At 46.5% G+C, this 21985-nt stretch carries 16 protein-coding genes; 13 read left to right on the top strand and 3 right to left on the bottom strand.

Annotation, left to right across the window (positions count from 1 at the left end; genetic code table 11):
- Nucleotides 1-409: 409 nt before the first annotated feature.
- A complete protein-coding gene (locus tag J3L18_RS21125) occupies nt 410-805 on the bottom strand; it encodes a hypothetical protein (RefSeq protein WP_129569814.1) in 396 nt (131 codons plus the stop codon).
- Between the two features lie 15 nt (nt 806-820).
- On the opposite strand from J3L18_RS21125, the gene J3L18_RS21120 reads away from it, so the two are divergent.
- The 13 genes from J3L18_RS21120 to J3L18_RS21060 all read left to right on the top strand — a co-directional run bounded on the left by J3L18_RS21120 (nt 821) and on the right by J3L18_RS21060 (nt 17356).
- On the top strand, nt 821-958 hold the full coding sequence (locus J3L18_RS21120) for a hypothetical protein (protein WP_189549251.1): 138 nt from the start codon (nt 821-823) through the stop codon (nt 956-958).
- Nucleotides 959-1093: 135 nt separating this feature from the next.
- Nucleotides 1094-2620: an IS21 family transposase gene (gene istA, locus J3L18_RS21115; protein ID WP_223266179.1), complete on the top strand. Its 1527-nt coding sequence runs from the start codon at nt 1094-1096 to the stop codon at nt 2618-2620.
- Between the two features lie 45 nt (nt 2621-2665).
- Nucleotides 2666-3388, top strand: coding sequence for an IS21-like element helper ATPase IstB (gene istB, locus J3L18_RS21110; protein WP_223266180.1), 723 nt, complete (start codon nt 2666-2668; stop codon nt 3386-3388).
- A 235-nt stretch (nt 3389-3623) separates the two neighbouring features.
- The gene (locus J3L18_RS21105; RefSeq protein ID WP_262511175.1) at nt 3624-3755 is read left to right on the top strand and encodes a hypothetical protein; all 132 of its coding nucleotides are present in this window, start codon (nt 3624-3626) and stop codon (nt 3753-3755) included.
- A 180-nt stretch (nt 3756-3935) separates the two neighbouring features.
- The gene (gene dndC, locus J3L18_RS21100) at nt 3936-5255 is read left to right on the top strand and encodes a DNA phosphorothioation system sulfurtransferase DndC (RefSeq protein ID WP_129569817.1); all 1320 of its coding nucleotides are present in this window, start codon (nt 3936-3938) and stop codon (nt 5253-5255) included.
- On the top strand, nt 5197-7392 hold the full coding sequence (locus tag J3L18_RS21095; RefSeq protein ID WP_129569818.1) for a DNA sulfur modification protein DndD: 2196 nt from the start codon (nt 5197-5199) through the stop codon (nt 7390-7392). Before dndC ends, J3L18_RS21095 begins: the two co-directional genes overlap by 59 nt.
- The gene (locus tag J3L18_RS21090) at nt 7382-7777 is read left to right on the top strand and encodes a DndE family protein (protein WP_129569819.1); all 396 of its coding nucleotides are present in this window, start codon (nt 7382-7384) and stop codon (nt 7775-7777) included. The genes J3L18_RS21095 and J3L18_RS21090 overlap by 11 nt, the downstream gene beginning before the upstream one ends.
- Nucleotides 7778-7891: 114 nt before the next feature.
- The gene (locus J3L18_RS21085; protein ID WP_129569820.1) at nt 7892-8149 is read left to right on the top strand and encodes a helix-turn-helix domain-containing protein; all 258 of its coding nucleotides are present in this window, start codon (nt 7892-7894) and stop codon (nt 8147-8149) included.
- 4 nt (nt 8150-8153) lie between these two features.
- Complete coding sequence (dptF, locus tag J3L18_RS21080) at nt 8154-9905, top strand: DNA phosphorothioation-dependent restriction protein DptF (RefSeq protein ID WP_129569821.1); 1752 nt, start codon at nt 8154-8156, stop codon at nt 9903-9905.
- Nucleotides 9902-11383: a DNA phosphorothioation-dependent restriction protein DptG gene (gene dptG / locus J3L18_RS21075; RefSeq protein WP_129569822.1), complete on the top strand. Its 1482-nt coding sequence runs from the start codon at nt 9902-9904 to the stop codon at nt 11381-11383. Before dptF ends, dptG begins: the two co-directional genes overlap by 4 nt.
- Nucleotides 11355-16547: a helicase HerA domain-containing protein gene (locus tag J3L18_RS21070; protein ID WP_129569823.1), complete on the top strand. Its 5193-nt coding sequence runs from the start codon at nt 11355-11357 to the stop codon at nt 16545-16547. Before dptG ends, J3L18_RS21070 begins: the two co-directional genes overlap by 29 nt.
- 39 nt (nt 16548-16586) lie before the next feature.
- Nucleotides 16587-17078, top strand: coding sequence for a hypothetical protein (locus J3L18_RS21065; protein ID WP_129569824.1), 492 nt, complete (start codon nt 16587-16589; stop codon nt 17076-17078).
- Complete coding sequence (locus J3L18_RS21060; RefSeq protein ID WP_129569825.1) at nt 17033-17356, top strand: hypothetical protein; 324 nt, start codon at nt 17033-17035, stop codon at nt 17354-17356. The genes J3L18_RS21065 and J3L18_RS21060 overlap by 46 nt, the downstream gene beginning before the upstream one ends.
- A 10-nt stretch (nt 17357-17366) precedes the next feature.
- Here J3L18_RS21060 and J3L18_RS21055 read toward each other — a convergent pair whose 3' ends face one another.
- Nucleotides 17367-19997, bottom strand: coding sequence for a tetratricopeptide repeat protein (locus J3L18_RS21055; RefSeq protein WP_129569826.1), 2631 nt, complete (start codon nt 19995-19997; stop codon nt 17367-17369).
- Nucleotides 19998-20041: 44 nt separating this feature from the next.
- The gene (locus J3L18_RS21050; RefSeq protein ID WP_129569827.1) at nt 20042-21874 is read right to left on the bottom strand and encodes a DUF262 domain-containing protein; all 1833 of its coding nucleotides are present in this window, start codon (nt 21872-21874) and stop codon (nt 20042-20044) included.
- Nucleotides 21875-21985 lie beyond the last annotated feature (111 nt).

Here is a 21985-nt window from a genome sequence, read left to right as displayed (position 1 = left end):
GTCAGAAAAATAAATAAACATTTTTTGAAATTATCATCTAAAGAGATCTTATACTTTAGCATTCTCATTATTGGCAATCATATGACATCGAGGGTAAGGCAGTTGATGGAAAAAATGACTCTATTCGCCTTTCCCCAAAGCCAGTACCTTAGTTGACAATTCAAACTGATTCCAACATTATGAAGACTTTATTTACGGATATGACTGTGGACCTGTTTTTACCAGCTTAGCCTATGCTACTTTTTACTTTCAGCCAATACTTCTTCTATTTATTTTAGCCTAATTATATGGCTTCAAACAGAGATAATTTCAGCAACAGTACTAAATTATTATTAGCGCAACGAGTAGCTTATCGTTGTAGTAGTCCAGATTGTACAAATATCACCATTGGCCCTCATCGGTCAAATCGCTAAAAGTCGATGAATCTTGGAGAAGCAGCACAAAATGACAAATCATCTGGAAAATATTCCCAGGTATTTCTGGCAAACCGCAATTCCCAACCCTCAACAAGTTCAGCCTTATCCCAATCATCCGGCGTTTTTCTGTCGAGCCACAAAATATAGCAGATTTCAATCATCCAAACCCACTCGTTTACCGCCTGAACCATTTTAGCAGGGCTTTCTTTGCCGCACTGGTAATGCGTATCGCTTAGCGCAAATGTTTTTAATTGTTCCAGCAGACGTTTATTCCTTTCGGGTTCGCCCCAAAAAGCGTCGCGTAGCGCGCGATAGGGATCGCAGATTTCATTAAATAGTAGGAATTTAGGATAGTTCTCCCATGGTACATAATGTTCGTCACCTCGCATAGCTTAATGAATTAAGTGAATAATTATTTCATACCCGAAATTGATGCCCCCCGCTTGTATGTGGATAAAACACATGAAAATGACCCTATCCGGCCAGCTCAAAAAGACCCCTTTTGCCAGTTGAAAGTGACCACGTTCACCAAAGCAAAGTGACCCCTCTTCGCCACGTGAAAGTGACCCCTTAAAAGAGATTAAAGTAATGTACTTGTAGGTTTCTGCGGACAAGGTTTTTGTTTAGCTTTTTAGATAAACAAAACCAGCGAATACATGTCCAATAAACCGATCAAGATGAATAGATTACGACAGATCATCCGCCTGTACTGCCAGGGTACAGGGATCAAAACGATCCATGGGATGGTAGGGATCTCCCGAAACACCATTAAAAAGTATGTGCGTGTGTGGCATACGCTGGGTATCACACACGAAGAGTTTTGCGCCAAAAGCGACAGTGAGCTCGCTATCCTGTTCACCACTACAGTAGCCAAGACCGCAGGCAGCCCACGGATGCAGGTATTGGAGGGAATGCTTCCCGAGATCAGTAAACGACTTAAAAAGAAGGGCGTGACCCGTGAGATGCTGCATGCGGAGTATATAGCAAAGCATCCTGATGGCTATGGCCGCTCTCGGTTCAATAACGCAGTGCATACCTATCTTCAGTTATCCAAGCCTGTTATGCATGTAGATCATAAGGCCGGAGATAAGATGTATATTGACTTTACGGGAAGTAAGCTGCAACTGACCACCTCCCAGGATGATACGGCACATGATGTGGAGGTATTTGTGGCTATTCTGGGCTGTAGCCAGCTTACGTATGTGGAAGCAGTAGAAAGCCAGCGAAAAGAAGACCTGATCAAAGCCTGTGAGAACGCGCTGCATTACTTTGGCGGTGTACCTGGCGCCATAGTTCCGGATAACCTTCGGTCTGCGGTGACCAGGGGGAATAAGTACGAAGCTATCCTGAACGATGAGTTCGCATCTTTTGCGGAGTATTACTCGGTTACTGTTATCCCTGCACGTGTTTATAAGCCGCGTGACAAGTCTTTAGTGGAAGGTGCGGTCAAACTGATCTACCGCAGCATATACGCCAGGCTGGAAGGCCGGAAGTTCGGTGATCTGGAATCACTGAACTCGGCTATACGTCCTGCTCTGGAGATCCATAACAACAAACCTTTCTCCGGGCGCACTTATTCCCGAAGGGAACAGTTCGAAGAAGTTGAACGCGAAGCACTGGGCCCGCTTAACCCATTACGTTATGAGGTCAATAAACAGGTCATGGTTACCGTGATGAAGAACGGTTATATCCGTTTGGGAGAAGACATTCACTATTACAGTGTGCCTTACAATTACATCGGTAAGAAAGTAAAGGTCTTATATACCTCTATGGCGGTGAAGGTCTATTACCAATACACCCTGATCGCTTCTCATCGCCGTATCCGCATCAAATACCGCTACACTACAGACGAGAACCATCTGGCCTCGCAGCACCGTTTCCTTACCGAATGGTCGCCGGAGAAGTTTATCCAGCAGGCAGAGGCCATTCACGATGATGTGGCCCGTTATATCACCAAAGTTCTCGAACATAAGGTTTACCCGGAACAGGCCTACAAGTCATGTTCCGGTATCTTGAGCTTTGCCCGGCGTGTCGGTGCCGGAAGGTTGGCTGATGCCTGTCGCTGGGCCGACAATCTCGGCCAGTACAACTACCCGGTTATCGAAGAGATCCTTAAGAAACGCCTGGACCAGTTACAGCACGAAGACGAACCCGTGTCGATCCCCGCCCATAACAACATCAGAGGCAAAGAATATTACCAGTAAACCCCATAAAACATAGAACAAATGAATAATGAAACATTAGACAAGATGCGTCAGCTTCGCCTTTACGGCATGTATGATGCCTTCAAAACCAATCTGGAGACTTCAGTAAAAGAGTCGCTTACAGCCGATCAATTCATCGCCTTACTGGTCGCCAGCGAATGGGATGACAGACGAAACCGTAACGTAGAACGAGCTGTTAAGGGTGCTGGCTTTAGGTATAAAGCTTCGCTTGAACAGATCGACTATGCTATTGATCGCGGACTGGAAAAGAACCAGGTCCACAGGCTTGCCGCACTGGACTTTGTTAAGGAACATAAGGACCTGTTCATTACAGGTTCCACCGGTACCGGTAAAAGCTACCTGGCAACGGCGCTTGGCTATCAGGCCTGTCAGAATGGGTACAAGGTCTTGTACGTTAATATCGCTAAGCTTATGGGCCAGCTGAAGCTGGCCAAAGCAAAGGGTACCATTCTGGCGGAACTGAAAAGAATAGAACGGGCCGATCTGTTGATATTGGACGACTTCGGCTTACAGCCTTTTGATGCGCAGAGCAGGGCCTCTTTGCTGGATATCATAGAAGACCGGCACCAGAAGCGCTCTACGGTAGTCACTTCGCAGATACCGGTCAAGGAATGGTATGATATTATTGGCGAGAAAACCATCGCTGATGCTATCCTTGACCGCATTGTTCACCACTCTCTAAGGGTCGAATTGTACGGCGAATCACTAAGGAGAAGAAACTCTAAATCAGAAAATGTATTTTTGTAAAAATAATAGTTGTTAAACCGGACAAAAACATCCGCTCTCAGGAGCCTATCCGTACAACACTTTACTCTCTTTCAAACCCTAACTCAGAGGGGTCACTTTAGATTGGCGAAGAGGGATCAATATCATTGGTATATCCATGTATCGTCCAGTTATGGCAAAAATTGGTCGGCAGCGACACCGCCTTTCCACTGGATATACTCAAACCCACTCCATTTACCCTTAAACAACTATTAGGATGAAAACGCCCGCTCATTTCGTAGATAAAACTTTATTGAACCCGACCAACCCGCTAACGGTGAACCTCATCGGTGCGGGCGGCACAGCCTGGGTATTGTTTTTCCGCTGGCTGCTGCGCAAGCGGCTTTAACCTGCACCTGCTCTCCCTGCAACCTTTATGCCGTGAGTACCTGATCGTTAAGTAATATTTGCGGGTATGACATAAAATATACGTCAAAATTTTCCACATTAAGTTAATTTTGAACCGATTCGGCGAATGCCGGACAAAAGGCTATATTAGTGTGAATATCTGTTTTTACCCCGATCATCTATGGCATTAGATATTAAATATTTAGAATCTGAGATACAGGATCAGTACCTGAACGATCACAGCGACCGGCCCTGGATCATTGGATTCAGCGGGGGCAAAGATTCGACCATGCTGCTTCAGCTCGTGTGGATCGCGATCAAAAAAATACCTGCTGAACTGCGTACACGGCATATCTACGTCGTGTGTAACGATACCCTGGTCGAAAACCCCAAGATCGCTCAGTTCGTCCACCGTACACTGGACCGGCTTCAGGTGGCCGCCGCTGCCCAGAGTATGCCCATCACCGTTCACGAAACGACCCCTTCACTGGAAGAGACCTTTTGGGTTAACCTGTTGGGTAAAGGTTATCCGGCCCCCAATAATATGTTCCGCTGGTGCACCGAGCGCCTGAAGATCAATCCGACCACCGAGTTTATCAAATCTAAGATCAGCGAGACCGGGGAGGTCATCATCCTGCTGGGTACCCGGTCGGCAGAAAGCACGAACCGCGCACGAAGCATTAAACGTTACGAGGTAAAAGGGGAAAGGTTGCGCAAACATATTTTACCCAGCGCTTATGTATTTGCCCTGATCAAAGATGTCCTGACCGATGAGGTTTGGACCTATCTTTTGCAGGTCGACCCACCCTGGGGCGGCACGAACCGCGATCTGGTTACCTTATATCGTAATGCTAATGGGGGCGACTGCCCGCTGGTGATCGATGACACGACGCCATCCTGCGGGAACAGCCGTTTTGGCTGCTGGGTTTGTACAGTAGTCAATAAAGACAAATCCATGGAAGCGCTGATCGATAATGGCGAAGAATGGATGGAGCCCCTTTCGGAATTTCGGGATATGCTCCAGGAAGAACGAAACAACCGCGACTGGCGCGAGAAGCGCCGCCGCAACAGCGATATCACCGGTGAGGATGTTTGGGGGCCCTATTACCCGGAAAAACGCGCTTATATGCTAAAGGTACTGCTGGAAGCCCAGCGGGAGATCCAGCGCACGGAACCTGACCTGGTCCTGATCAACTACCAGGAATTGGTGGCCATACAGGTAACCTGGCACCGGGATTCGATCTTTAAATACAGCGTAGCCGAGATCTATAACGAGGTCTATGGAACAGAATTGAATAAGACGGATTTTAGCGACAATACCATATTCGAAAAAGAGATCTTGCAGGAAGCCTGCCATGATGATACCGAATTCGGACTGATCAACGAATTGCTGGAGATCCAAAAATCAAGATATATTATGGTGAACAATTACGGGTTACAGAGTGACATTGAAAATCACCTGGAATACCATATTAAAAACAGAAAACAGGATGTTCATTAATAAGATATCTTTAACTAATTTTCGGGTATACTACGGGAGCAATGAGCTCGAACTGGCCACGGATATCAATAATAATATCTCGGTGATCGCCGGAAACAATGGCTTTGGTAAGACTTCATTTTTAACCGCCCTGGTCTGGGGGTTGTATGGTAAGTTAATGACGGATGTGGATGAGCGTTACCGGCAGGATATTATGGAATCGGGCGGGTACAAACGTTACTGCGAAAAATTGATGAACCGTCTTGCCTTGAGCGAATCAGTGGAAAAGATCGCCGCCGTTCAGGAGGAGATCGCTGATACACCGAACTCGGCGGCAAAACTGGCGCTCAAAAAGCAGTTGGCCGGCTTATCTTCTTTCAGTGTAGGATTGCAGCTCTCCGGGCTGATGATCCCTTCAGTGCCTTGTGAATTTGTGGAAGTCAAAAGGACCTATGATATTAAATCCCATCAGGAAAACGTAGAGATACTGATCGACGGCAAGGCCAATGAACTGACCAAAGGGGTCGGCCCGGAGATCTTTATCAACGATTTTATCCTGCCCAAAGAGATCGCCAAATTTTTCTTTTTCGATGCGGAAAAGATCGTTGCCCTGGCCGACATCAACACCGCCGAAGAAAAAAGATACCTGAGCCAGGCATATGCCGAAGTATTGGGGATCAAAAAATACACCGACCTGAAGAGCAACCTCCAAAACCTGCGGTTGCGCTTGAGACAGAAGTCCGCGGTAAAGAGCGATCGCGATCTGCTGGAAAAGCTTGGTAAGCAACATCTCCAGAACAAAAAGCTGGGGCAGCATTACATCCAGCAGCTCGAAGAACGTGCAGAGATCATCCACTCTAAAAAAGTGGCTTCGGATAAATACCAGGAACAGCTGATCCGCGAAGGCAGTTCGATCACCCTGGAAGAATTAAAAAGGCTGAAGGAACAACAGATACAATATACCAATGATCTGCTCAAAACGAAAAGCCGTTTTAACGAACTGCTGGAACTGGCGCCGTTCGCGATGCTGGCCGGAAAGGTTGCACAGGTAAAGCAGCAACTGGAAGCAGAGATGAACAACAGTGTTGCTTCCCGGGCTTTGCTGCAGGACAAATTCTCTGCGATCAGCGCCGCTATGGAAAGCTTCAGGTCCAGGTTCAATTTCACCGGGGAAACCGAGGAAACCTTGCTCGGACTGATCCGGGCCGAATTGTTGCCGGATCGCCTGCAAGAGGTGAAAACGCTGCTTGACTTTACCCTGGACCAGCAAAACCGCTTTTTTGCGATCTACGATAACTTGAAGAACGCCTATAGCAAAACATTCCGCCAATTAGTGATGGAGCAAAAGCGGCTTCAGACCATGTACAGCAATGTGCAGCGCAAACTTTCGGATGCGGAATCAAAAGAACGGGATCCGGTGATTATGGAGATCCGCCAGTCTAAAGACCGTATCGATGAAGAGATCAGATCTCTGGAAAGCGAGATCGCGGGTATCACGGCAAAAAAACAAACGGCCGAAACGGAGATACAGGTCCTTTCCCGTAAGATCTCGGAATTGAGCAAGAAGGTGGATCTTGAAGATACCGATAAAGAAAAAGATGTGATGGCCGAAAGGCTTATCGAAAAGCTGGATAAATTCATCAACCAGCTGAAGCTTAAAAAGAAGATCAACCTGGAAAAAAGCATCCTTCGGGAGCTTAACCGGCTTATGCACAAGGATGATTTTGTCAGCAAGGTCAACGTGGTCATCTCCGGCGACCTGATCGATATCGAACTGTACGACCACCAAAAGCAGTTCATCGACAAGGAACTGCTTTCTAAAGGAGAGCAGCAGCTCTATGCCACAGCCATGCTGAAAGCGCTGGTCGACGAGTCGAATATCCGCTTCCCGGTATTTATAGACAGCCCGCTCCAGAAGTTCGACAAACAGCATTCCCGTAACATTATCCAGGAATTCTATCCGTTCCTTTCCGGCCAGGTCGTATTGTTCCCGCTGTTGCAAAAGGAACTGAATGAGCAGGAATATGAGTGGATGCGCCCGCGTGTGGGCAAAGCTTACCTGATCAGCCAGAATGGTAAATACCATTCGGTGTTCCAGCCAGTCCGGGCGGACCAATTATTTATTAATTATAACCTTAGCCAAACCTATGTTCAGTAATATCAAAACCTCGAAAGCGAACAAAGATATCGTAAGCGGCCTCACGAGCAAACTGAACCTCGGCGCGGAGAATATAATCGCACGCCTGGCCCTGGCCTACTCGATCAACCTGGACCGGAAAATGGAACTGGCCAAGATCCAGGATTCGGGCGGCAAGGAATATAGCGCCAAAGTGCTTTTCGGCGACTATACCGACTACTACATTGCACTGATCTGCGTCCATTACCAGGTTTATAAGACGGATAAGGACATTAGCCGTTATATTAAGATGCATATTGACGACGGCCTGGAATTGCTTAACAAGGAGTTTGCAGGAAACATAAGCACCACAGGCTTCGATTTCATCGCTACCAAGATCGACCAGGGATTGCAATTTGCATTGTAAGTGTTTTTCTCGCGCCAGCCGGCCTAACATCAATGGGCGTAAGACACGGATGCCTTTTTAAAAGTACCGTTTTAAACAGGTACTAAAAGCGCTTTCTATTAGCAAGCTTTGCTAATGCCTAAAACTCAGAATGAAAAATTCAGCGCCGAAGAGATCCAGCTTTTAGAGCAGCTCGGTAAACGCATTAAGACACTGCGTATTCAGAAAGGTTTTTCCAATTATGAGCATTTCGCTTATGAAAGCGGCATTTCGCGCACGCAATATGGGAAATACGAGACCGGCGATAACTTAAAATTCCTGACACTCATGAAGGTGCTGAAGACCCTGGATATTCCGGCTTCAGAATTCTTTGCCGAGGGCTTTGACCATTGATCCTATGCAGACACATCAACTGATCACCCAACTGGGCAAACTTAAAGAGTCTGCCAAGGAAGCCATCGCCAACGCGAATACGCCGATCGATGACGACCTCAAAAATTACCTGCATATCAGCCGGCCGGTGGAGCAGGTACTGACCACGCTCATCAGCGAGGCGGCGAGTGCTGCGGGCTCTGCGCTCGTCCTGGTTTGCGGCAACGTAGGCGACGGGAAATCGCACTTGTTGGCACGGCTCCGGGGCAATGAAATGACCGCCATGGATTTCAGCCGGTTCCACATTCACAACGATGCAACCGAAAGCTACAGCCCTGAAGAAACATGCAACGACACGCTGAGTCAGGTGCTCCGTCCTTTCAGCGACGCTTTTCTCGGAACGACAGATCAAAAGGTCATCCTGGCGATCAACCTGGGCACCCTGAGTAATTTTCTGGAAGAACGAAAGGGAGATTTCAGCCGGTTAAAGCGTTTTGTAGAGCGCCACCGGATCATTGAAGCCGATGGCCTGGAGGAAGGGGCAGGCAGTGATGATCATATATTCAGGTATGTTAACTTTACCAACTACCACTTTTACAGTCTCCGCGCCGACGGCCCCCAGACAGACCTGATCGAGACCTTGCTCAACCGGATCGTTGATGAATCGCCCAGAAATCCCATTGCCAGGGCCTACCATTGGGTTTGTGAACAACCATGGTCGGCCCTTTGCCCGATCAAGACGAACTTCGAGCTTTTGCGGAATGAAAGTACCCAGAAAGTGATCGCCAATTTGCTGGTCGCCTGCCTGATCAAGGAAAAGCAGATCATTTCCTTCCGTCAGCTGCTCAATTTCGTGCACGATTTGCTGGTCCCTTACCCGCTTAGCCAGCCGGATGTTGTCAAATATCTTGCGCTGATCCAGCAATTGAGCGAAGAAGATCGTCTGCAATACCTGTCGCCTTATTATTTATTCGAGAACCCCAACCTGTCCAAGATATTCTATAACCTTCATCAGCTCGATCCTGCTGTCAGGCGGTATGAGGCGCTCGACGAACGCGCCGTGATGCTCTTCACCGACGCCGACCCGCTGGAATGGTTAAATGCGGAGTTTGCCCCATGGCTTGGCCGCCCCGTGCAGTTAAAACCGAATGAGCGCATCCGGCACGAACTGATCATCAAGACTTTCCTGCGGCTTAATTATTTCAAATATCCGTCGTCTCCTGTATATCACGACGACCACTTCCTGGAATATACCCAAGCGTTATTCACCTATAACAATAACGATGCGGCCGGTTTGCGGAATATGATCGAACTCGTGAAGAAAGCCGCCTATAGCTGGAACGGTGGTACATCAGAAAAAAACAAAGCGATCGTGCCTGGAACAGTCAAAAATACTTCCTACCGCGTATTTAAACAGCTCGGCCTGCGGGCCGTCCTTCCACGCCGCGAGGATAAGAAGGACCGGGTGGTCGTCAATGAGTTCAGCCAGGAGATCACCTTGAAATTCGGGATCCCGCCGGATCAAAGTTTTGTGATCACGATAGATTATTCGCTTTATGTCCTGCTGCAGAACGTGAACGCTGGTTATCGCCCCAATAAGATCGACCGGCATACCTATATCAATTTCGCACGCTTTGTGGAGCAGGTCACCTTCGCTGACATACAGGGCCAAACCTTATATATCGACGAGATCAACTTCGGCTTCCCGCTCGACTATAAGTTCGAATTTAACGAAGAGTACCAGGAGTTCACCTTTTCAAAATTACACCGCGCATGAGCTTTGATGTAGAGACCGCCCTTAAATATTATGTGAGCCGATCCAAAAAGGGCTATGAATTCAAGCATAACAAGGCCACCCGGTTACCCCTGGTCCCGTTTATCACCAAACTGGAAGCAAAGGATATCGAAAAGCTTGATTTCAGATCCTTTGAAGGTTATATGGGGCACTGTTACCGTCAAATGATCCAAAAGGACCTGCCTTCCGATCTGGAGGACGCCCACTTCAAAACCGGTCTGAAAGCAGCAGTGCTCCGGTATCTGCGGGAAGAGGTAAAAACCAGCGCGGACCTGCGCGATAAATTCATTCATATTGCCGAGTCGCTGTTCTTCAACGGCCAGGAGCTAATCAAATTCAGTGTGGAGTCTCAGGCCTACCTGTACTGGAAGCGTAAAGACTCAGGGCTTGAAAACATTGCGGACTTCATTTGCAAGATATTCGTCAATGAGCATATCGCCGCGCTTTGGCAGGATAAAAAGGGCATACCCGAGAACATCTTTCAGCAGCTGCTCAACCAGTCGCTGCCGCGGCTGAAAGATAAGCCGCCGCGTGAACGGAAGCCTGACGACCCCAAAGATCCCGAATACCATGTGATCAACCCAAAGGTGGTGGAGCTTTTCCGGAAAGACTTCGAGTTTCTGAATAAGGACAAGCGGGGCTTTCTGGCGCAAAGCGACCTGCTGTTCAAATACTATTACTTTTTCTACGTTACGCAGCTGGCCTTCACGGTCAATATGTTCTTTGACGCCGGCGAGGCCATTGCGCCAGTGTATTTTACGATCGAGAGTGAGACGGTATCCGAGAACCGCAAGACGATCAGACAAGGCTGGAAAATGCTGGAACCTAAGCTGGTCAACCTCATGTCGCACTCCGTGAACCTTGATATGCTGAACCGCTTACCGCTTCCTGCAAAGACCGGTGGCTACGATTACCTCGACCTGAAAAAGCTTTTCCAGGGCCAGGCACCGGAGGAAGCAGCAGCGCTGGCCAGCCATATCGGCGTCCTTAATGCCTTTTACACCAGCGTTGTACCCGTGGAAAAAGCAAGCTGGGATGACTTTGACGAAGACTTCGAACGCAAAACGCGTTACCGGCAGTTCGGCAATGAGCAGGAACGAAAAGTATTTGAACTATTCCACCGTATAGAATATCAGTTCGATTACTCCAGCAGGAAGTCCAAGCGGCAATCTTTCGCCAATTGGTTCCTCTTTTTCTGCAAGGAGAACTTCCTCAAGAACCGCGGCCGGAACGGTTACTCACTGAACCTCTCCCATGAGATGCTCATCTTTCTCACTAAGATCTGTATCGGTGAGCGGCCGAAGATCCGGCTAAATGACCTGATGCAGGCTTTCCGTGAACGGGGGCTGCAGTTCGATGAAGCGAGCAAGCGCGTGATACTTGAAATTTATGAAAAGATCAACCTGATAGAGAAAAAAAGCGATAGCGGCGATGCACAATACATTAGACAAGTTCTTTAATTACCTGGCGGAAGTACTGTTCCGTTATTTCACGGCGATCAATCCGATCCAGCCCGGCGACCGCTATTATATTCATTTCGAGAACGAAGAAGACGTAACGCAATGCTTTTCGCAACTGGCTGGTTACCGTGCCGAACAGGTCGAAGATTTCGCTTACCGCTTCGATGACGGGACCGGGCTGTTCAGTACCAAAGTGATCCGCTTTGGTGATATCCGGCTCATCCTCGCCTCCCACAAAGACGCGACGGAGAACTATCTGACGCTGCTCCGCAACCAGGTCGCCGCGCAGGAAGGTGTTTTTAAGAATACAGCCATCCTGATCTTATTCAACGGGCAGCTCGACAGTTTGATCGGCGGCAGCGGGGACCTGACCAAATCAGGTATGCCTTTAAGTTTTGATAGTTTTTACACCGATATCCTGGATAAGATCACAGCGAACTTCGCCGGGCAGACCGATAAGCGGACGATCCTGGAACTGGCTTTAAAGAATAAGATCGGCGAATTTCCGGCAGGTGATCTGAGTATATTTGACTTCAATCACATCATTGCCGTGGTCCAGGGCCGGCGGTTTGACCGCGATGATTCCCAGCTACTCGGCCTTTTCCCGCACCGGGAGCTGGAGACGATTATGGATGTCAACCGCATTACCGAGAAGCTGGAACAGAACCATGGCGTATTCGAGACGATCGAATATGCGGTCAATTACGGCAATGTTCAAAGTGACCTTGACAAATTGTTAACGCCTGCCGGTATTCAGGCCGTTGAGGCCGGATTAGCTGACGGGACCTGGAAATTGATCGATTATGCGGAACTGGCCCGAATGATCATCAAACCCGATAAGGAGAAACCGGTCGAGTATAAGGGAGCGGAAATGGACCTGCTTGGTGCTAATCTGGAGGTTTGGGAACGCAAGGACACGAATAACCGGCGACTTTTTCATGTGATCATTTTCAACAGGAATGCCGTTTATCCGTTTACCCAACAGTTCGCTTTCAACGCTACGCTGCGGGGCCAGCTCAATGCGACCAGGCTCGGTACAGGCGGAACTAAAGTGGAACGGATCGGGAAACAAATCCAGCTGACCGTCCAGGGCCCGGCCAGCAATGACGATACTTTATATTTCGAATATGTTGACCAAAAGGTCACAAGCGCAAAATTCCGGTTTCGCGTTTGGGTGATTGACAGCTCGCCGGCGTTCCTCAGTGATTTCCGCGCTAATTACAGTATCGGTACCGATGGGCAACTCCTGCTGGACGTGGAAGAACTGGTCAGGATCGACCCGGGCGCACCGGAAGCGGATGAATATGAGCTGCTGCCGGAAGCGGAATATACGCTGCAGCATGACCGCGGACTGTTGTTGCATATCCGCGACGAAGACGAGGAGATCTTTCCCTTTACCCTGATCAAGGACGGGCAAGCCTTGCATATTTCGGTAAAGCAGCAGATAGGGACCTCCAGAACCATCAAAGGATGGGATATCTGGCAGAACAAGCGTGTCGGAAGAAGAAGCTTTGAGCACATTTACAATGCCGAGACGGACGCGCTCCGGCTGCTTTTCGGAAATGAGGAATATGGCGTTAAACAGGAATACCGGCAGAATTTACTGCTCGAGATCCAAATGATGGCTACGCCGGCCCCGGCCTGGTTCCAGCAGGAATCAGGTGAACTGACCGTGCGCCCCCTGCGTATCGCTGCCGCTATGACGGCGGCCTACGACCGGTACGCCGGCCATATTCGGACGCGGGGTAATCTCCCCAGCCTTTACTACCACGATGATGAGGCAAAGGCCATTGCCGGCGAATATGTGGCTGCTTTCCTTCGTGAGATCGGCAACATCGGGAACAATGAGCTGCTGAGCGAGGACAGCAAGGCGGACCTGCTGCTTTTAGGTACGATTACCGAGGCAGACAAGGACCAGATCGTCAAGATAACACCGCTGCATCCGCTGATGGTCGCCTATCAGCTGGAGATCTATCACCAGTTAAAGGAAAATGTCTTATACGAGGCGATGCTGAAAAAGCTGACCCCGCTTAACCTATTGCCTTATATGTTCTGGAGCGGCGGCCTGGCCGGGCAGGGACGGCAGCTGTATGCCAGTAAAGAAAACAGCCACTCACCGGAATGGTTGTATTATAGCCATGACCTGCATTTCAAACGCTTTTCCGGACGGGAGTTCATCCGCGGTCTGGTCAGCGAAAAGCTGCACGATTTTATCACGAACTTTTCCTTCCTTTTTGCCTACGACCTGCGTGCGCCCATCAAAATCAATGTTTACAACATGGGCGATTGTCTCCAGGTCATGCAGGGGATCTTTGATTACTATAAAGAGCGCGTGCTCCAGGGAACAGCGATGCATGACCTTCGCCCGATCGATCTTTACCTGCACGGGTCGGACCATTATGTGACCACCTTTGAGCGGATGTCTCATCTGATCGAACAGGAAGATATTGAACGTTCCTTCGACCTGCTCAACAATAGTAAAAGGGTAGATTTTGAGGATCTGATCAATGCTTTCCGCAGCAAAGTCAAATATTTCGCGATCGAGTCGGGACAGGGAACGCAATATGCGCACCTCACCTTCTATCAGTTCGATAATCAATTTACCAGTGTCACCTACCGTGACCATGCACGTATACCTTCAGGGTTGTCGATGAACGGGCTGCTGTCCGATCTTCCTTCGTATTACCATGACCGCACTTATGTTACCGGTTTCGGCACGGAACACACAGCGGAGGAAAATACGTTGATCAGGATTGCGAAGGGCTATAACAGCCTGGCCAAAGTGGCGTTCTCCAAAGACCCTTTCGAAGCAGAAAAGGTCATTTGTACAACCATAAACAGTGAGATCAAGCTAAGCCTCAATAAACTTTATGACCGTTCACAATGGGTAGTGTTTGTCGATCCGCACTTCGATCTGAGTTTCTTTAAGGAAGATACCGACCTGATCATCATCCATTACAGTGATCAGTACAGCAACGCCAGCGGCTTTGATGCCATCACCGTCAGCCGCAAATCGGTGCAATACCGGCACCTTTTGGAAACGATCCTCACCGCCAAAGGTGTTACCTACACATCGCCGGATATTCCTCGGCTGATCAATCTTTACAATGCCATCAACGGGCAGTGGCTTATCAAGATGATCGGTAAAAAGGATGAACGTACACGCAAAGAAAAAATAAGTATCCCTGCCGCGGCCAAAGTTTTCCTGGCTTATTACGACCATCCCGAAGTGACCTGGGTACCGGTATCATTGGAGGAGATCCTGCGGATTTCCGGCGGTGCGGGACTAAGCCGCTCCGAAGGGCTTTTCTCAACGGCCAACCTGGGCGCTAAAAATGAACACTCGGACGACCTGTTAATGATCGGGCTTTTCGAACGGGCGGGCCGCCTCCAGGTTCAACTTTATCCGGTAGAAGTAAAGATCGGGCTCAATAAGTCCGATGTGCTCGATAAGGCGCGTAAGCAGGCCAAAAAGACGTTTGACCTGGTATGGGAACACCTCACCTCGGCTGACCACCCATTCGAGGCTGCATTTTACCGCGGCTTCTTCGCCAAGCTGGCGATCATGAACGCCAGCAAAATGGAGCTTTATGAAGTATGGCCGGAAAAGAACTGGTCGATTGTGACCGCGGAATACCGGAGCCGGCTGTTAAACGATGATTTCGTGATCACCCGTTCACTCAGTCCTGTTATAAAGGATTATGGCGTCGTAGCATTCTCCCAATCGCCGATCATCCGTTCTTACGAATTGGAAGAGGATGGCGTGCTGATCACTCATTTTGAAGAAGATGCTTACCAATACCTGGTCCAGGATGTCCCTAAAATAAAGAATTGGCTGCTCGATATGCCCAACTCAATAAAGACCGCAGAATTGCTGGTAAAAAAGGTTCCGGAACTAGCGGATCTGCCCACCGAGACCGAGCCATTTCCATTAGCATCAGTGCCAGAACCGGAGCCGATCCCGATCCCGGAACTGCTGGCTGCCGAAACTGAACTGGAACCCGAAACTGAGGTGACTGAAAATCAACCCGTACGTATCTATTTCGGTGATGACATCAATAACGGTCAGCCAGTTTACTGGTTCCCGACCGATACCACCCAGGTCATGCATAGCAACACCGGTATCATCGGAACCATGGGAACCGGCAAAACCCAGTTTACCAAGTCGCTCGTCACGCAGCTCCATCAGGAAAGCCGGCATAATGTTGCCGGTAAACCGATAGGCATCCTGATCTTTGACTATAAGGGTGATTACATCAACGAGGAATTTGTAAAGGCGACAGATGCCAAGGTTTACACCTTATATGATCTGCCGTACAATCCCCTGTCGGTGGATGTGACGCCGCGATCTGTTCCTCTGCTGCCGCTGCATATCGCCTCGACCCTTCAGGAAACCATTTCTTTGGCTTTCAATCTGGGTAATAAGCAAAAGGCGCTGCTAAAGGAAATGATCATGCTGGCCTACGAGGACAAGGGTATTTTCAAACATCTGCGGGAAAGCTGGACAAAAACAGCTCCCACGATCGCTGATGTCTATGAAAAATATATGGAGGATGAGCGGATGACCACCGACAGCCTGCATGCCGCGCTAAATCAGCTTTATGAGTACCAGATATTCCAGCCCGACGGCAGTAAAACCAAATCCCTCTACGAGCTAATCGACGGGGTGACGGTGATCAATCTTTCCGGCTACAGCGCGGACCTGCAAAACCTGGTAGTGGCGATCACACTTGACGCTTTTTATTCCCAAATGCAAAAGAAAGGGCACAGCAGGATCGACCGGAATTATCGCCAGCTCACGAAGATGATCCTGGTCGACGAAGCGGATAATTTTCTGAGCAAGAATTTTATGTCGATCAGAAAGATCCTGAAGGAAGGCCGCGAATTCGGTGTGGGCACGCTACTGTCGACACAATTCCTGAATCATTTCTCGACGGGGGACAATGAATACGCGCAATACATCCTCACCTGGATCGTGCATCGCGTGAACGATATCAAGATCAAGGATGTGGAGGCCTTATTTCCGGTCTTTGAGAAAGAGCAAAAGGAACAGCTGGCTCAACTGATCAAGAAGCTGGAAAAGCATCATAGCGCAGTGAATCTGGCGGGATCCAAGCCTATTCTGATCGAAGACTACCCGTTTTGGAAACTTATATCGACTTGACAGGCTACGATTATAAAGGAAGTTTAATGATCATTAACAATGAGCGCAGAAAAAAGAAGAAAGTACAAATATGTAAAACTCGATGACTTATGCAACGCCTTTAGTGAAGCATGTGGAAAGTTCGGACTATATCAATTTGCTCCTGCTTTTGATTGGTTTTCAATCGCTTCCCGTATTCAGGTTGTTGATTATAACATCTGGAAATACAATGATTCCATGGCCTTATGCGAGTGCGCTGACGAATACGATGAAGAGAAAGGTAAGGTAGACCAGGCGGTCGTTGAAAATATTGTTTCATTTACGCTGATTTGGTCTGGTCTGGAGGCGTTGATCACGGGAATGAATATCCCCAAGCATCCTAAATTTGCAGGAAAGATCAATGCCGCTACATACCTTTTGAAGGAAAAACTGGAAACTGAAAAATTTTGTAAGTGTGCTTATCTCAACTTGGTAAGTACTTTAAAGAATACTTGGACGAAAGTGAAATGTCCATTCCGCCATTTAAGAACAAAGAAGCATTTTCAATATTAGGTGAAGGAATTCAATTGGTTTATCAGGTACGCAATAATTTCGCGCATGGTTCTTTTTCGTTTCCGGACCCTGAAGAATGGAGTATGAAGCGGGTCATTGAAGATAAGATGATCAGAGTCGCATCGTACATAACCATAGTTACTGCACAGTTTTTGATGCTTGCAACCTTTAAAGATGCAAACGTTGAGGCTGATGAGTACGACGAAGAGAAGGATGAATATAGAACTGTCAAATTATTCGATTGCTTTAAAAGCCTTCATTTTAATTATGTAACATGATCAGGCTTTGCTATTCTTTGCCGCAACAATATTTAAATTTTTTATTACTCCCGCAGCTGCATAATGAATTCCGTCCCGGCTTATTGACCACATAGGGCATTTTGCCCCTAATAACTTTTTCAAATTCAACATACATGGCCAGGCTAGGATGACCTTGCGGAAAACTTTTGGCAGTAATTGAGTATGCAGTGCGGCAACATTGGATCGCTTCTTGATAATGCCCTTGATTACACTTGATAACAGCCAGCGAACCGTACGAAGTAGCCACTTCATGGTGATCCTGGCCAAGCGCTTTGGTTTCAATTTCGATTGCCTTTAGCTGAAACTTTTCCGCTTGTGTGTAATCCCCCTTTTTGATATAAAGGGCACCTAAGTTACTGTACGCAGTCCCTAACTGGTACGCTTCTGGCCCGTGTATCAATTCTTTAATTTCAATCGACTTTAACAATAATTCTTCCGCACGCGACAATTGCCCGTTTTCTTGGTACATTACTGAAAGATTGTTGTAAGATTCAGCTAACTCGGGATGATTGCTTTCCAGAGTTTTTAATCGAATTGCGAATGATTTCTCCTGGTATGCCAACGCTGACCGGTGGTCGCCGATTCGATGCAGGGCTAACGAAAGGTTACCATAAGTAGAAGCTAAATGCGGATGATCGTCTGGCAGGGTGGCCTCACAGATCTCCAAGGAGCGTTTCATATATTCTATCGCATTGGCGTAATCGTCCGAAATATCATAAAGTAAAGCCAGATTGTTGTAGGAACTGGCCAGGTCGGGGTGGAAAAACGGGTAGATCTTTTCTTGGATTCCAATTGCCTTAAACTGATACTGAAAAGCCTCATCTATCTTTCCGATAGTTTTTAAAACCGACTGCAAATTGTTATAACAGAACGACAGATCAAGTAACGCTGCCGCACCGTGCTTTTCAAAAATGGCTTCAGCTTTATGATAATAGTAAATCGCTCGCTCGAAATGATTAAAATCTTCGTGGCGCAATCCGACAATGTTAAAAAACAAACCAAACTGAAAGGAGTCTTCTACAATGAAGGATAAATAACTTTCGGCATAATTTAGGAATGCTTTTATTTTTACATGATTTTCATGAAATTCTATTGAAAGAATTTGATGCAATTGCTCAAAAACTATTCGGGAAGATTTTAATGATGGCCTTAGTTTTGTCCTTACCACATCCTGAATAACCTGATGCATTTGATATAAATCATCAACTTGCTTAAGCCAGCCTGATTCAGCCAAACTCGTAATCGATTCAAAGAAGGCATTATCGTCTTGCTGGATGCCAAATAGCAGTTTCAAGTTCGAATAACCAATTGATTCTGACGGAAGAACGGACAGACACGACAAAATTTCCTTTTCATTGTGGTCCAGCTCAGCAAGGGAGAATATCTTTAACAGATATTCAAAATGATTGACGGGAAGCCTGGCCTGATCGTGATCGCTTGTCACCTTCGCATAGTTCGGAATATTTAGACCATAAATATTTAAGTCATCTCTTAATTTCATTAAGCCGAACCGTCTTTTATTTGCCGTTTTAGATAAAAGTTCAATTGTTAAAGTATGGTTGCCGATCAGCGACAAGATGTCACGAATCAATTGATCATTTCTTTCGATTCGGTAATATTGATAAAAAAGAGTTATCGCATCATCTATATTTAAAACCGTTAACTCAATAGTTGGAAGATCTCCAATCCGGTGACGTGAAGTAACGATGACTCTCCAATTGGGCGAACCGGGCAAGAAACCTTCTATGGACGCAAAGCTTTTCGGTACGTTATCAATGATTAATAAATTGTGTCCGGGAAGATTGCTTAATTTATTAGTTATCAGGTGAAATCGCTCTTTCTCATTAAAGTCGGTTATCTCGCCGATCTTAAGGTTCCGAAACACGTTGACATTTGATGTAAAAGGTCGGTACAACATTTCATCGTCATGCGCGTCTGGCGCTATATCTACATAATCGACCCATAAAATATGCGTGTAAGTATCGATCGTCTTGGTAACAAACAGCTTCGCCAATGTACTCTTGCCAACGCCACCCATGCCGTTTAGTAAGAGTATTTTAGACGTCTCTGCCAAACTGGTTGAGAGATTGAAATAGTCATCTTCTCTCCCGATGATTGTTTGAGAATCAACGGTTGGGATGTAGGTGATTATCTTAGGATATTCGTCTGTTTCCTGAAAAAGCGAAGAGAAGTATTTTTTTCTGATGTTTGGATATTGAGTGATAAGCGGGTCTATATCTTCCCATGATAAAAAGGAAATATCAAACCCCGTTTTTCTTGTAAGTTCAATGGCCAGATTTTCAACGACGCCATATTTTTTGGATGTAGTCGCTAATATGAATTTTTTGAAAGTAAAGGGTAACCCCGAAGCTAAATTGATCGATTCTTCCAATTCAGTCGCAAGTTCCTTCTGTATCTCATAGTCAGATCTGAGAAGCTTTTTCTTTTTGGACTGAATAACAATACGATCCGGTAAAGAGTAAATATCTATACCGTGCTGTTTGGCGCCCTTAGTTTTATAAGTTTGAAAATGCGTCGTATTATAAATGGTGTTGAACAGATCTTTACAGAACTCTTCAAATACATGCTCATCGCCGATTGGAGGATATTGATAAAACATCGCTTTTGTAAACAATCAGTTGCACCAGATCGGTGAGTCAATCTTTATATATCAAACACCTTAACGGCTATTGTCTTTAATTCATTCAACCATGCGTTAACTTCGGTAATAGTCCATTGTGTTTTTTTACCGATCTCTTGATTCATATTCACGGAGGACGCTTGAAATAATGGTTTTTTAAATGCGAAATTTTCGTTGCCCCCCAGTCCATTATCACCTGGGCCCATAAATGTCAGATTACCCAGTGAATTTTTCAGAGGTTCAATATTATTGTCAATATTACCAGGTTGAGCATTTCGCGGATAAATATGTTCAATCGTTGTGCTGGTAAAATCGTACAAGCGGGTTTTATCCATGCAAACCGGTTTCCCGGTTGCCCCCGCAGTATACCAGCGAATGTAATGTTCGATCGTAATCAGGAAGTACTTGATGGCCTGATTATTTCCACCTTCTTTATAGTTCATGCTATCCAAAAGATTGGTAAACATGGCATCAGGCACTTTAGCAATTTGAAGGTTATGTAAAGCAGTTTGCAGGCTATTAACATTGTATGCACCCGGGTTGAGCCTTATTTGCAAAGACTGTGCATGTATGATGCTGATCAGTGGGGTAACATGTTGATTACCGATGATTTTGAATCGAAACATGAACCGCTCAAGCATTTGTACAACCTCGGAAAATTGTTGCTGTGTCAGTTTACATGCAGCCAATAATAATGGGTTGGTCACTGTAATCCTTAATTCTTTAACTAACAATGCTAAGCGATTTGCATCCCATTGCACCACGGGCGACCTTAACTGAAATGGCCATGCGCCATCATTAATTGTTTTACAGGTCTTTATGTCGTTTAACAATTGTTGAGTTGTTTGCAATATCTTATTAGCGTCGGTTGCCGATATGGTAGCATTCTTATGCTCCGGGAAAAATTTGTCCAGAAAATCGTCAAATAATGTGTTGGTTCCAGGCTTTGAACCTTGGTAAGAAGCATAAACCCAGCGCAAGTACTCTTCTGTTACATTTGGAAGGTCAGCTAATATATTATCCCAGATAGCCTCGGCGGATTGTTGTTGCGTTGCATGGTTCTCCAATAATTCCAATACTCTTGCTCGCAGCAGGTCGCCGTCCGTTAGGCTTTTCCCTCGATCATTTAAAACCCGGAACAAAGTATAAGCCTCATGTTTATTGTAGGTAACGATATGAATTAATGACAAATCGCCGTCAATGAGTTGCTCAAATATTTCAAGCCGATCTAATTTATCGACCAGACTTGAAGTGCCCGTTAAGGCTTTTACTTTCTTCAAAATGGTATTGTATGCAGCGGACAGTTTATGATGCGAATCTCTTACAGGCGTAGGATTTAACTGCCGAATTAGATCCCTGAAAAAGGGGTGGTCAGCCCTGGAAAGAATCAGTACTTCAACAGTATTAGTCACACGCATGACTTCTTGTTCGAATTCGATGAACCTTATGCTAAGCTCACTTATTCTATTTTCTACGATCCTTTGATTAGCAGCATCGCCCGAGCTTTTTGCTTCCGCGTCAAGTTCCTTGTAAACCGCAATTACACAAGACATTAACAGAACGAACGTAGCCATTCTTTGCTGCCCGTCTACCAGTTCATAAACATTTTGATTAACCACGCCAGGCACGCTGCTAAAGACACTTACGATACCACCAAAGAAGTGATTTATGGGTGTGTGGTTTTCTCGTTTTTGATAGCATAATTCCAAGTCTTGCAGGAAATCTTCAATTTGCTCGGGTTCCCAAGCATACGATCTTTGATATTTAGGAATTCGATACATCGGCTTATGGCCGAAAAAACTGCCGATAGAAGCATGTACGGGCTCTACCCGCATTAAGTGGTCATCTTTTTTCATGTCAGCTTAGGTTTATGATAACTGTGATATTAAATGTATTCCGATATAGGCAAGTAGGTTAAAACTTCCTTATAGCAATATTACGAATAGGAAAATAATATAGTACCGTTC

The sequence above is a fragment of the Mucilaginibacter gossypii genome (genome assembly GCF_017569325.2).
Taxonomy (GTDB): domain Bacteria; phylum Bacteroidota; class Bacteroidia; order Sphingobacteriales; family Sphingobacteriaceae; genus Mucilaginibacter; species Mucilaginibacter gossypii.
This window is presented reverse-complemented; position numbering and strand designations above follow the sequence as displayed.